Genomic DNA, 11,900 nt, shown 5'->3' on the forward strand with positions numbered 1-11,900 from the left:
AAATTAGTTCTCGTCCATCAAGTCGATGCCGATGGCGCGTTTGATCTGCTCGCGCAGTCCGCCGCTGCCGGCTCCCTCACCGCCGAGGGTCACCAACGTGGGTTCGATACTCGTCTCGGCGTCCTGTCTGACGCCGCGCGAGAGATGGTCCATATCGTCCTCTCGCATCACGACGATACCGATCTCCTCGTCGTCGAACGCCCGCTCGACGGCCGCATCGAGTTCCGCGTCTTTCTCGTCGTCGGGTACGTTCTCGAAGGCTCTGACGCCCGCGAGCCGAAAGCCCGTCGTGAACTCCGGGCTGCCGACGACGGCGATCTCCTGGCTCATGCGTTCCCCATCGGGACTGCGTCGGTTTCGGCCTGTCGGTTCATACCATCACCAGCTCCTCCTCGATCGTCTCGGGGTCGAGCCCCGCCTCCTTGCCGCGCGCGATCGCGCGGACGTTGTCCACCTCGCGCATCTTCGCCAGCACGTAGGCGAACACCGGACAGACCGAGAGCGGATACCGGTTCGAGAGCGTCCGCGAATACTCGAGCAGCGCCCTGTTGAGGGCACGATCGACGCCCGAGAGGCCCTCGGCCGATTCGAGTTCGGAAAGCGCCGCGTCGAGATCATCGCCGTATGTGCTCTCGCGCAGGCGCGAGACGAGCTCGTCGGTGTTGGCCACCAGCGCACCGAGCTCCTCCTCGTCGAACAGCCGCCCACCGTCGATGTAGTATTCGGCGGGATCGATGTCCGCACCGCTTCGCGAAAGCCGCAACGCGTTCTCGATGTTGCGGAAGTCGATCTCGGCTTCGAGGAAGTCGATATACAGCTGCGTCGCCCGGTTCGGTTCGTCGGGCAGCCCCGCAATCAACGCTTCGTAGAACGCCCGATCGGCGGCGTTTTCGAGGGGGACGAGCACTGCTCGCTCCTCGTATTCACCGTAAGCACCGGCGAGCGCGTCGCCGAACATCGTATCGGCGAGCACGTCGATCACCGCCTCGATCGACTCCGCGCCGAGCAGGCGCTCGATGCGTCGCTCGGAGAACTCGCCGGCGCGGATGAGGTCGGTTTCGACCGCCTCGCGCTCGGCATCCGAGTAGATCCCGCGCATCACCGTTTTGATGTTCCAGGCGTCGAACTGGCGGAGATAGCGCGCGATGTAGTCGTACAGTCGTCCCTCGGCGAACCGAAGCAGATCGTCGAAGTGGTTCGCGAGGTTGCGGTGGAGGGCGTGCTCGATGAGATCGACGCCCGAATAGCGCGCGCCGAGAGCGTTCATCGCCTCCTCGTACTCCGATTCCTCCATGAACCGGGCGATCTCGCCCGGCCCCATCCGGATCAGTTTCCGATAATCGTCCTCGTCGAACAGTTTTGCCCGGCGCGAACGCACGCGCGCGGTGACGTACTCGTAGTTCGACCCCGATCCGTTCGTTCGCGTGCTCATTGCTGGAACAGTCGCTCGCTGACCGCCTTCAACTCCTCGTCCCAGACCGCGTCGAACACCGAGTCGAAGGTGTTGTTCACCCGCAGGCGCGAGGCGTCGCTCTCGGCGACGATGCCGCCGAGACAGTCGACCGAGCCGGCGTGTTCGAAACCGTCGTAGTCGGCGACGATCGATTCGATGAGTGCGGCGTCGTCGTCGCGACCATACACCGTGACGGGGCCGTCGTCGAACTCCCCTGCGGCGTCGTCGAGCAGCTCGCGCGTCAGCTCCTCGCGCCGGTCACCGGAGATGTCCGCAACCGCCGCCTCGGCCCGATCGCGGACGTCGGCGAGGCTGTCGCGGCGGGCTTCGAGGCGTTTCTGTTTGGCCTCCAGCTTCGCACTGGAGAGTTTCTGCTCGCGTTCCTGCTCGATTCGCGAATCGAGATCGTCCTCGCGCTCGGCGATGATATCGTCGGCATCGCTCTCGGCATCGGCGAGGATCTCGTCGACGCGTTCGTCGGTTTCGCGTTCGATGCGCTCGGCGCGCTCCCTGGCGTCGTCTTTGATGTCTTCGGCGACCGTATCGAGACTCATTGATGGGAGGGCGCTACTGCAGGAACAGTGTGACCAGCGTCAGGAGCACGATCGTCTCCGGCAGCACGGTCAACACCAGCGCGATACCGAACGAGATCGAGTCCTCGGCGAGCGCACCGATCGCCGCCGCACCGATCCCGCGCTCGGCGTAGCCCGCGCCGAAGCCGGCCAACCCGACCGCAAGCGCCGCCACACCGGTCCCGGTGATCGCCGGGCCACCTTGCTGAAGCAGTACCATCGCGTCGATAAACGCAGCCGTGAGTTCGAGTCCTATCATGGATTAGTTCCGTTGCGTGTTCGCTCGTATCCGAACAGTGTCTACTCCCGCGACCGGATTCATAAAGCTTCCCAAAAAATCCCGTCAACCACGGATGGACAGGCTCATAACCCCACACAGCGGAGTAAAAAGGTTGGAGTGACACCCCCTCGTTCGGGAGGTGATCCGTCAGTTTTCGGCCGTGTGTTCGCGCTCGCGACCGAAGGGGTTGTACCGATCGCCGCCGCCCTCGTAGAACTTGTTCAGGAACTCGACGTATTCGAGGCGGATCGCCTGCAGGCCCGCGCTGGTGATTCCGAGCGCGAGCACGACCACGTGCCCGAAGAGGAAGACCACGATCCCGCCGATCACGCCGCCGATGCCCATGTGGATCAGTCCGGGGAACATCAGTTCGGCTCCGGAGCCGAGCCCGTCGACGTAGTCGGGTCCGTGATCGAGCAGGAAGTGGAACTCCTGTGCACCCGCGGGACCCTCCCGATAGGCACCGAAGAACAGCAGGTTGACGACGAACGCCATCCCGGCCTTCGCCAGCAACACCGCCGCGAGACGGGTGTACGAGAGCACGTTCACGAGCACCTGGAGGCTCTCGAGCGCTCCCGAGACGATCCCTGGCAGCACGCCGAAGTGGCCCACCTCGCTGATGATGAACAGCACGACGCCGAGCAGGAAGCCGCCGACCAGGCCGACGATCCCGACCGTCGCCGAGAAGCCCGAAAAGCCGAGCGCGAACGGTTCACCGTTGAAGACGGTGAAGAGGAACTCGGGTTTGGAGTCGGCGGCCGACTCGCTGAAGATCCAGATCCAGATGCCGAGCATCCGGATGAGCCACGAGCCCGATTCGAGCACGGCCGTGCGCAGGTCGGCCTCCATGAACTCCTCGACGAAGCCGATGAGGTAGCCGACGGTCATGTGCAGCAGCCCCACGAGCAGGCTCACGACGAGCCAGAGCTGGGCCCACTCGACGCCGGCCGGCGACAGCCCCTTTTCGATCGGAGGGTGGCCGCCCCAGACGTAGTCGGTGATGAGATGCAGTCCGAAGATCTCGCCGTAGAGGATGCCGAACAGCATCGTGAATCCGCCCGCCCAGAGGCCGATCGCGCCGAGGCTGCGGATCCCGTCGCTCTCGAAGCGCGTGTAGACCAGCCCGCCGATCGCCGTATAGAGCAGTCCGTAGCCGAAGTCGCCGATCATGAACCCGAAGAAAGCCGGGAACGTCAGGAAGAGCACGACCGACGGGTCGAGTTCGGAGTATTTCGGCCGGTCGATGAGATTGACCAGCATCTCGAACGGTCGTACCGGATCGGGGTTCTCCTGGACGACCGGCGGCTCGCTGCCGGACATCGGCCGGTCGGCCTCGGCGCTGCCGCCGTCGGTCTCGACCCTGACACCGCCGTCGGCGGCCGTCTCCGGCTCGCCGCGGCCACCCTCGTCGGCGTCGGTCTGCTCGCGGTTGACGAGGCGGCCATCGCTGTCGTAGTCGGCGCGTTCGAGCTCCTCGACCTCGCAGTGCTCGCCGACGCTGTCGGAGAGCGCCTCGGCGAGATCGACGAATCGCTCGGTGGGGATCCAGCCCTCGGCGACGAAGGCGTTCTCGGTCGTCGCAAACGAGAGCGGTGCCTCGCGCTTTTCGACCTCGATGGCGAGCTGCTCTTCGGCCGCCAGTAGGAAGTCGGCGTGTTCCTCGCGCAGCGCGTCGAGTTCGTCCTCGACGTCCGCGATCTCCCGATCGAGTTCGTCGCGGCGCGTTTCGAGCTCCGAGACGTACTCCGCGGGCGCGCCGTCGCCCTCCGGCACGTCGATCGCCGCGAACTCCGCGCCGACGAGCACGTCTTCGAGCACTCCTTCCTCGCCAGCAGCGGGTTCGGCGAACACCGCGATGGCGTCGTCCTCGACGAACAGTTCGTGGCGGGCGACGTCGTCGGTCGCGTCGAGCGCCGCGCGGACGGAGTCAGGCTCGCCCTCGCCGACGCGCGTTTCGAGGTTTTCGTAGCCCGACAGCAGGTCGAGGTCGATGCCGAGCGCTCGGAGCGGCCCCATCGCGCTGATGCGCTCGTCGACCGAGCGGCGTTCCTCGCGATGCTCCTCGCGACGGTCGTCGAGCGCGTTGGCCTCCTCGCGGACCGATTCGAGCCGGTCGGCGACGTCGACCGATCCCATACGGCCCTCGCGCTCGGGGTCGACGTCGAGTAGCGACTGGAGCGAGCGGACGGTGACGAGGCGTTCGGCGGCCTCGTCGGCACCGGCGATCGGGTTGCCGGGGTCGAACCCGTCCCACGCGCCGTCGTAGTCGGTCACGTCGACCAGCCGGAGCTCGTGGATCGTCTCGATGACGTCTTCCAGCACGCGGTCCGCGCCGGTGACCGACACCCGGCTCATCCGCTCTGGCCTAAGCATGTACCTTCTCGACGAAGCGCTCGACGACGTACTCGACGGTTTCGTCGCTGCGCTCTCGTGCCTCCGCTTCGAGCTGTTCGCGCTCGGCCTCGCCGGCGGCGAGGATCTCCTCGCGCTCGGCCTCGATCTCCGCGCGGGCCTCCTCGAAGCGCTGTTGTTCGAGTTCATCGGCCTCCTCGCGGGCCTCCTCGCGGATCTCCTCGGCCTCCTCGCGGGCCTCGGCGATGCGTTCCTCGCGCTCGCGTTTGGCCTCGTCGAGTATCTCGTCGGCCTCCCGCTCGGCGTCCTGGATTCGGTCGAGAACCTCTGGTCTCGCCATTCTTCTGCGAGGGTTGTGTGAGCGGCTATTTGGTAGTTGCGAATGTCCGTCAGCCATCGTGAACGCACCCGAGACTGCTGTGGCGCGCGATGAATCCGGCCTCCGGCCGGGGAACGTGCGAGGTCTGCACGAACGAAGTGAGTGCAGGCTCGTCGGAACTTCGTTCTGACGGCGGATGAGTGAAGTGAGGGCAAAGCCTGAACGGAGCGAATCGGTTGGGGAGGTATGTGGCTGTCGCGGTGCAGTAAGCGATAGTATCCGCGCGAACGGAGTGAGCGCGGTTCGCCGCGAGTGAGCGGAGCGAACGAGCGGGAGTTTTTGGTCCAGATTTTTCAAGGAGTGGTGCGCGAGCCGCAGGCGAGCGCACCCGACGCAGAAAAAGGTGGGTGTTTATCCCGGCGGCGACCGGAGAGCCGCCAATGGGCATCCTCGAGAACAAGGCGCGTGCACAGGTGTTCTACAAGTACCTCTCGAACGTCTACGACGAGATCAACCCGTTCGTCTGGAACGCCGAGATGCGTGCGGAAGCGCTCGACTTGTTCGACGTCGACGAGGACGATCGCGTGCTCGATGTCGGCTGCGGGACCGGCTTCGGCACCGAGGGGTTGCTCGAACACACCGAACGCGTGCATGGACTCGATCAGAGCCCCCACCAGCTGAAGCGTGCCCACGGGAAGTTCGGGCGGGACGGACCGGTTAAGTTCTACCGTGGGGATGCCGAGCGCCTGCCGTTCGAGGACGATACGTTCGACGCGCTCTGGTCGTCCGGTTCGATCGAATATTGGCCCGATCCCGTGGCGGCCCTGCGCGAGTGCCGGCGCGTCACGGAGCCGGGCGGCAACGTCCTGGTCGTCGGCCCCGACGCGCCGAAGACCTCGGTGGTCGGCCGACTCGCCGACGCGATCATGCTGTTTTACGACGAGGACGAAGCCGATCGGATGTTCGCTGCGGCCGATCTCGACGTGGTCGAACATCGCATCCAGCAGGCCAACCCCGGGAGCCCGCGTGCGATCACGACGCTCGCACGCGTACCTGAGTAGTCAGGTTCGCGCTGTCGCCACCGGTTCGCCCTCGGAATAGATCTTGACCGTGACCTGCGAACCAGCGGTCGGCTGTGGGGCGTTGGTCGTGCTGGCGATGGTCAGCGATGCCATCTCGCCTGCCGTCCATCGAGGATCGCTTTCGGGATTGAACGGGCCGGTAGGCGTGTCTTTAAAACCCGGAGTTCCTGTAAACGGGACATTCGGTTGCTTTTCGAGCGGTTCACCGTCGACGTAGACACGGACGGTGAGTTCGGTCACGTCGAGCACGTCGCCGCTGTGATGTGTGAGATTGATCTGGTTCGGATGTTCGTTGCCGAACGTCGCCGTGATGGCGGCTTCCGGTGCGTTTCCCGAATCGCCGATGCCGATGGCGAACGCCCCGACGATAGCCGCGAGCACGACGGTGACGCCGACGAGGAGGACGACGCCGACGACCGGGGCGACGGCACGGCGTGACACACCACGGCTGGCCTCGGCCTGCTATTTCAACGTTCGGTTGTGGATGGAGAGCCAGCGATGGTCGTGGTCCGGTTGCCAGCCGGGGAGAATCCCGTCTCGATCCGGACGGTGTCGCCGTTCGCCCGGGCGACGACGGTGGCGCTGTTCCGTGGCGCGACCGCCCAGAGGGAGCCATCGGTGCCGGTGCGACCGATCGAGTGGTTGGCGATCGTGATGCGCCCATCGACCGGATCGCCCGCGCGGTCCGCGAGCGAGAGTTCGACCGGGCCCGTGGGGTAGGTACGGTTGACGATCAGTCGGAGGCCGCCGCTGGTCCGGCGGAGCGGATCGGTCGTGGGCATGGCCGAGAGACGGTTTCGCTGCTGTTCGGAGAACACCGCGCCCGAGCGGCTGTCGAGGTTGGTTGTCAGGCGGCCGTGATCGTAAAACAGCGTGAAGCGATAGACGCCCGCCCGTCGATCGCCGCTCGCGTCCCGTGACACGGAGTTGTTCCACGCCCACGGGTAGCGATCGGCCACGCGATCGAGCGCGGCGGTGATGTCGGTCAGACTGCCCGCCGATTCGTTGGCCCGTTCACTCGGGAGATACGCCTCGCGGGAGTGGCGACCGTCGTCGACCGTCGCCAGCACGACGCCCTCGTTTGAGGTTGCAACGTACAGATCAAGCGCTTCGAGGCGCTCGTCGGGTGCCGTTTGCGCAGCTTCGAGATCGGGAGCGGTCGACGCATCGAGCGGAACCGTGTTCTGCCCGCGCAGCGTCGTGGCGATGCTCTCGCGGACCGGGCCGCGCAGCGGACCGAGCTCGACGCCGCGGTTGCGTGCCCAGCTGACCGCCGGCTGGCCGTCGATGGTCGAACCGGGGATCGAGCGTGCGCGATCGGCCACACGGCCGGCGGCCACGCCGAGCCGTCCGGCCGCCGTGTGGATGTGCGCGAGTTCGATGACGAACTCGCGGGCCGTGCTCGTCCCGTTGTTGTACTCGCGCACCGCCGTCGACTGCTGGCGCTGCAGCCCGTCGATACGCGATTCGATGCGGTCGGCGTTCGTTTGGAGCATTGCTCGACGTTTGGCCGTCGAGTCGGTCGCGGCGAAGCGCTCGTCGAGGACGAGCTGTCGGTAGCGACCGTCGAGACCGCGCGTATCGAGCGCGAGTGTCCCCGACACGTCAAGCGTCGCCCGTTGATAGCCGGACGATTCGGCCGTATTCGGGCCGATCGTCAGATACTCGCTCGTGTTCGTTGCCGGCGTCGCCGGCCGGGCGTGCTGCCGATCGCCGGCGCTCGGCACCGCGACCGCAGCCCCGGCGAGCAGACAGCAACACACCACCACGACGAGCGCACGACGCATTGGGAGAGGGAACGAACGGCTGGTATTAAAACCATGTCGCCGACGACGGACAGGTCAGGGATGGAAACCGTTTTCGCGTCGGCCCGAGGACGGCCCGTATGCGCGTCCGGGCGGTACTCGTCGTCCTCGCCCTCGTGGCCGTCGTCACCACTCCAGTGACCGGAGGGGTCACGCCCGATACAGAGGGGCTCGCGCCGACGGCGCAGGCGGACGCCGGCCAACCCAGCGGCGCGACCAACACGACCATCGCCATCCACCCACGGTCGAACGGTGACGCACGGTTCAGGGTGTCGACGGGGTTCGTCCTCGACAACACGAACGACTCGTCGGCGTTTCGCGCGCTCGGGCGACGGTTCGAGGAGGGAAGCGCCGGTTTCTCGGTCGGAACCTTCCGGCGGGCCGCCAACGAATCGAGCATCGTCACCGGCCGGTCGATGAACGTGACGAACGTCACGCGAAACGCGACCATCGTCGGCGAAAACGCAAGCGGGCCCGACACCGGACGGCTCGTTCTGGGATTCACGTGGACGGGATTCGCCCGGACGAGCGGCGATCGGCTGATCGTCGGAGATGCGTTCAACACCACCCGCGGGACGTGGCTGCCCGGCCTCGCCGCGAACCAGACCCTGATCGTCGAGTCGCCACCGCGATACGTCGTCACCCGTTCGCCGGTCGGATTCACCAACGGCACGCTCGTCTGGAACGGCCCGGAAAGCTTCCAGCCGGGATCGCCGAGAGCCGTGTTCACGAGCCGTGAGAGTGCGAATCGGACGCCTGAATCGGGCGGTCCGCTGGCGTCGCTGCCTGCGCTGGCGGTCGGCGTCGGGATCGTCGCGCTCACCGTCGTCGGGGTCTACGCGTTCGCACGGCACAACGGCGACGATGCATCGACGGCCGACGCGCCATCCACCGACGAATCGACGGCGAGCGAACCCGCCGCGCCACCGCCGACGGAAACGGAGACCGAACTGCTCTCCGACGAGGAGCGCGTCGAGCACCTGCTCGAACGCAACGACGGACGGATGAAACAGGCCGCCATCGTCACCGAGACCGGCTGGTCGAACGCGAAGGTCTCACAGCTGCTCTCGGCGATGGCCGACGAGGGCCGCGTCGAGAAACTCCGCATCGGGCGCGAGAACCTCATCAGCCTCCCGGATGATGGGGAAGGGTGACACTCCGGAACCGTTAACAGCCGCGCGATGAGTGAATCGTTCATGAAGGTTCTGGTGGCAGTGGCGGAGGTGGCCGACGTCGAGGACGAGTTCGAAATCGACGGGCTGGCCATCGACGAGCAGTACCTGAACTACGATCTCAACGAGTGGGACGACTACGCCGTCGAGGCGGGCGTCCAGCTCCAGGAAGCGGGCGACGACGTCGAGGTCGTCTCGGTGACGATCGGGCCCGAGCGCGCCGACGAAACCATCCGCATGGCGCTCGCCAAAGGCGTCGATCGTGCCGTCCGTGTCTGGGACGAGAATCTGGAGGCGACGGAGTATCTCGACAGCGAGACCAAAGCCGACGTTCTGGCGGCCGTCGTCGAGGACGAACAGCCCGATCTCGTTCTCACTGGCGTCCAATCGGACGACACCGCCTTCGGCGCGACCGGAGTGTCCCTCGCCGAGGAAGTCGGCTTCGAGTGGGCCGCCGTCGTCAACGATCTCGAATACGAGCCAGGAAGCGACACCGCATCGGTCCACCGAGAACTCGAAGGCGGCGTCGAGGAGTTCACTGACGTCGAACTACCCGCCGTGTTGACCATCCAGACGGGGATCAACGAACCACGGTACGCGAGCCTGCGCGGGATTCGACAGGCCCAGTCCAAGGAGATCGCGCCCAAAACCCTCGACGAACTGGGTCTCGACGCCAGCGTTACTGACAGTGCGGTGTCACTCACCGAGCTCTACGAACCGGAGACCGAAAGCGACGCCACCCTCTTCGAGGGCAGCCCCGACGAGGAGGCCGACCAACTCGCCGAGCTCCTCCGCGACGAGGGGGTCGAAGCATGAGCGACGTACTCGCCGTCGCCGAACACCGCCGTGGCGATCTTCGTGATGTGAGCTTCGAACTCGTCACTGCCGGGCGCGACCTCGCCGACGCCGCCGGTGGCGACCTTCACGTGGCCGTCATCGGCGGCGACGTCGACGGGTTCGCCGAGGAACTGAACCGCGAGGGCGTCGATACGATTCACACGATTAGTGAGGGCGAGGAGTTCAACCACGACGTCTACACCCAAACTGTCGAAGCGCTCTTCGACGAACTGGCTCCGGAACTGCTCTTGCTACCCAACACGGTCAACGGGCTCGATTACGCACCAGCTGTTGCTAACAGTCTGTCACTGCCACTCGTCACCGACGCCATCGACGTCGAGTACGGTGACGAACTGGCCGTCACTCGCGAGATGTATGGCTCGAAGGTCGAGACAGTGGTCGAGGTCGACGCCGATCGGGTAGCACTGACGATCCGCCCCGGCGAGTGGCCACCCGCCGAGAGCACTGGCGATGCCGAAATCAGCCAATTCGACGTCTCGATCGACGAATCGGCCGTCCGCTCGACCGTGACTGGGTTCCAAGAAGTCGGTGGTGGCGACGTCGACATCACCGACGCTGATGTCTTGGTGAGCGTCGGCCGCGGTATCGAGGAAGAAGAGAACATCGCGCTCGTCGAAGCGCTGGCCGACACCCTCGGCGCGACGCTCTCCTCATCACGCCCGATCGTCGACAACGGCTGGCTGCCCAAAAACCGGCAGGTCGGCCAATCCGGGAAGGTCGTGACGCCCGACATCTACATCGCCATCGGCATCTCGGGGGCCGTCCAGCACGTCGCCGGCATGAAGGGTGCCGACACCATCGTCGCCATCAACACCGACGCGAGCGCTCCCATCTACGATCTCGCCGACTACGGCGTCGTCGACGACCTCTTCGACGTCGTCCCCGCCCTCATCGAAGCCTTCGGTGGCGAACCGCCCGCACTCTGAGGAGAGTTCCACTTTTTCAGGATTCGGCCACCGCGAGATCGTACGGCTGCGCTTCGATCTCCGTCCGCAGCCGTTCGAGCGGCGGGTTGTCGTCGGTGGCGAACTGGCCCACGATCGCGAGCACTTCCGCACGGGAGATCTTCACCCCGCCCTCGCGGAGCACGTCCTCGGCGCGGGCGTCGAGTTCGCGCAGCGTCCCGATCGCGAGCAGATACGGCACCGCCCACGCCGCGAGCGTGTTGCCGTTCGTCTCGGGTGCGGCGGCGAGATAGCGCCGTGCGTCGTCGGCATAGCTCTCCGCCCGATCGGTGACGCGGCGGATGACGCGCGCGACCGACCCTGTGTTCGACGGCTCACAGACGTTCTCGGGATCGACGTCCTCGGCACGGAGCCACTCCGTCGGGAGATAGACGTTGTTCTCCTCGCGATAGTCGTCACTGACGTCCTTCGCGACGTTCACGAGTTGGAGGAGCAACGAGAACGAACGGTCTGTCTCGCGAAGTCTGCGGGTCCGCTCGGGGCCGGCATCGCGGGCGAGCAGGTTCGTGACGAGCGTGCCAACCGTCCCGGCGGCGTACCAGCAGTACTCCTCCAGTTCCTCGATCGTCTCGATCCGGAGGCCGTCGGTGTCGGCGTGGCGCTCGACGAACAGCGCCATCCCGGAGACGAGCTCGCGAATCGGGTCGAGCACCGCGGCGCGCGCGTCGGGTGCGAGCGATTCGAACGCCCGGAGCACCCGCGGCGCGTTGGCGACGACGCGCCAGTCCTCGCCACCATCGTCGGGGAGCCACGGTTCGACGGCGTGCTCGAACGCCTCGACCGTGTGGTCGTCGTCAGGATCGAGCACGCGATCGTAGTCGCGAAGCAGCGTACTCTGGGTGGCCGGTGGGATGTGACCGGCGTCCTCGATCGTGTCCGCGATCCGGCAGAGCAGGTAGCTGACACAGATCTGCGTCGCCATCGGCTCGTCGAGCAGATCGACGGTGATGGCGAAGGTGCGCGAAGTACCGTCGAGCGCGTCGTGACACCACTCGCGCTCGGAATCGGTCGGTGTATCAGCAATCATCGTTGTTGATAGGCG

13 protein-coding genes are annotated in these 11,900 nt (G+C 66.0%); 4 read left to right on the plus strand and 9 right to left on the minus strand.

All coding sequences use genetic code 11. From position 1 onward, the window contains the following. Positions 1-3: 3 nt before the first annotated feature. The 6 genes from NO363_RS11130 to ahaH all read right to left on the minus strand — a co-directional run bounded on the left by NO363_RS11130 (position 4) and on the right by ahaH (position 4,997). A complete protein-coding gene (locus tag NO363_RS11130) occupies positions 4-330 on the minus strand; it encodes a V-type ATP synthase subunit F (RefSeq protein WP_007739725.1) in 327 nt (108 codons plus the stop codon). Between the two features lie 40 nt (positions 331-370). Next, positions 371-1,432, minus strand: coding sequence for a V-type ATP synthase subunit C (locus tag NO363_RS11135; RefSeq protein ID WP_256685116.1), 1,062 nt, complete (start codon positions 1,430-1,432; stop codon positions 371-373). Beyond that, the gene (locus NO363_RS11140; protein ID WP_007739727.1) at positions 1,429-2,007 is read right to left on the minus strand and encodes a V-type ATP synthase subunit E; all 579 of its coding nucleotides are present in this window, start codon (positions 2,005-2,007) and stop codon (positions 1,429-1,431) included. The genes NO363_RS11135 and NO363_RS11140 overlap by 4 nt, the downstream gene beginning before the upstream one ends. 13 nt (positions 2,008-2,020) lie before the next feature. Continuing rightward, positions 2,021-2,284, minus strand: coding sequence for an ATP synthase subunit C-like protein (locus NO363_RS11145; protein ID WP_004051688.1), 264 nt, complete (start codon positions 2,282-2,284; stop codon positions 2,021-2,023). A gap of 168 nt (positions 2,285-2,452) precedes the next feature. Next, a complete protein-coding gene (locus NO363_RS11150; protein WP_256685119.1) occupies positions 2,453-4,660 on the minus strand; it encodes a V-type ATP synthase subunit I in 2,208 nt (735 codons plus the stop codon). Positions 4,661-4,670: 10 nt separating this feature from the next. After that, positions 4,671-4,997, minus strand: a complete 327-nt coding sequence (gene ahaH / locus NO363_RS11155) for an ATP synthase archaeal subunit H (RefSeq protein WP_256685121.1) — start codon at positions 4,995-4,997, stop codon at positions 4,671-4,673. A gap of 419 nt (positions 4,998-5,416) precedes the next feature. Between ahaH and NO363_RS11160 the strand changes: the two genes are divergently transcribed. After that, positions 5,417-6,037: a methyltransferase domain-containing protein gene (locus NO363_RS11160; protein WP_256685122.1), complete on the plus strand. Its 621-nt coding sequence runs from the start codon at positions 5,417-5,419 to the stop codon at positions 6,035-6,037. On the opposite strand, the gene NO363_RS11165 is transcribed toward NO363_RS11160, so the two are convergent. Then, positions 6,038-6,499, minus strand: a complete 462-nt coding sequence (locus NO363_RS11165; RefSeq protein WP_256685123.1) for a type IV pilin domain-containing protein — start codon at positions 6,497-6,499, stop codon at positions 6,038-6,040. 26 nt (positions 6,500-6,525) lie between these two features. Further along, complete coding sequence (locus tag NO363_RS11170) at positions 6,526-7,845, minus strand: DUF7096 domain-containing protein (RefSeq protein ID WP_256685124.1); 1,320 nt, start codon at positions 7,843-7,845, stop codon at positions 6,526-6,528. A 98-nt stretch (positions 7,846-7,943) separates the two neighbouring features. On the opposite strand from NO363_RS11170, the gene NO363_RS11175 reads away from it, so the two are divergent. The 3 genes from NO363_RS11175 to NO363_RS11185 are packed head-to-tail and all read left to right on the plus strand — an operon-like array spanning position 7,944 to position 10,819. After that, the gene (locus NO363_RS11175; RefSeq protein ID WP_256685126.1) at positions 7,944-9,017 is read left to right on the plus strand and encodes a helix-turn-helix transcriptional regulator; all 1,074 of its coding nucleotides are present in this window, start codon (positions 7,944-7,946) and stop codon (positions 9,015-9,017) included. 42 nt (positions 9,018-9,059) lie between these two features. Beyond that, positions 9,060-9,851: an electron transfer flavoprotein subunit beta/FixA family protein gene (locus NO363_RS11180; RefSeq protein ID WP_256685128.1), complete on the plus strand. Its 792-nt coding sequence runs from the start codon at positions 9,060-9,062 to the stop codon at positions 9,849-9,851. Then, positions 9,848-10,819 carry an electron transfer flavoprotein subunit alpha/FixB family protein gene (locus NO363_RS11185; protein ID WP_256685130.1) on the plus strand — a complete coding sequence of 324 codons (972 nt, stop codon included), beginning with the start codon at positions 9,848-9,850 and terminating at the stop codon, positions 10,817-10,819. Before NO363_RS11180 ends, NO363_RS11185 begins: the two co-directional genes overlap by 4 nt. 16 nt (positions 10,820-10,835) lie before the next feature. On the opposite strand, the gene NO363_RS11190 is transcribed toward NO363_RS11185, so the two are convergent. Next, positions 10,836-11,885 (minus strand): phytoene/squalene synthase family protein, encoded by a 1,050-nt coding sequence (locus NO363_RS11190; protein ID WP_256685131.1) that lies wholly within the window; start codon positions 11,883-11,885, stop codon positions 10,836-10,838. Positions 11,886-11,900 lie beyond the last annotated feature (15 nt).

The organism is Halococcus qingdaonensis, assembly GCF_024508235.1.
Taxonomy (GTDB): Archaea; Halobacteriota; Halobacteria; order Halobacteriales; family Halococcaceae; genus Halococcus; species Halococcus qingdaonensis.

Coding starts and splice junctions, on each gene's coding strand:
- NO363_RS11150 (WP_256685119.1), bottom strand. CDS start 4,660: ATGAGCCGGGTGTCGGTCACCGGCGCGGACCGCGTGCTGGAAGACGTC.
- NO363_RS11160 (WP_256685122.1), top strand. CDS start 5,417: ATGGGCATCCTCGAGAACAAGGCGCGTGCACAGGTGTTCTACAAGTAC.
- NO363_RS11140 (WP_007739727.1), bottom strand. CDS start 2,007: ATGAGTCTCGATACGGTCGCCGAAGACATCAAAGACGACGCCAGGGAG.
- NO363_RS11185 (WP_256685130.1), top strand. CDS start 9,848: ATGAGCGACGTACTCGCCGTCGCCGAACACCGCCGTGGCGATCTTCGT.
- NO363_RS11180 (WP_256685128.1), top strand. CDS start 9,060: ATGAAGGTTCTGGTGGCAGTGGCGGAGGTGGCCGACGTCGAGGACGAG.
- NO363_RS11175 (WP_256685126.1), top strand. CDS start 7,944: ATGCGCGTCCGGGCGGTACTCGTCGTCCTCGCCCTCGTGGCCGTCGTC.
- NO363_RS11145 (WP_004051688.1), bottom strand. CDS start 2,284: ATGATAGGACTCGAACTCACGGCTGCGTTTATCGACGCGATGGTACTG.
- NO363_RS11135 (WP_256685116.1), bottom strand. CDS start 1,432: ATGAGCACGCGAACGAACGGATCGGGGTCGAACTACGAGTACGTCACC.
- NO363_RS11190 (WP_256685131.1), bottom strand. CDS start 11,885: ATGATTGCTGATACACCGACCGATTCCGAGCGCGAGTGGTGTCACGAC.
- NO363_RS11170 (WP_256685124.1), bottom strand. CDS start 7,845: ATGCGTCGTGCGCTCGTCGTGGTGGTGTGTTGCTGTCTGCTCGCCGGG.
- ahaH (WP_256685121.1), bottom strand. CDS start 4,997: ATGGCGAGACCAGAGGTTCTCGACCGAATCCAGGACGCCGAGCGGGAG.
- NO363_RS11130 (WP_007739725.1), bottom strand. CDS start 330: ATGAGCCAGGAGATCGCCGTCGTCGGCAGCCCGGAGTTCACGACGGGC.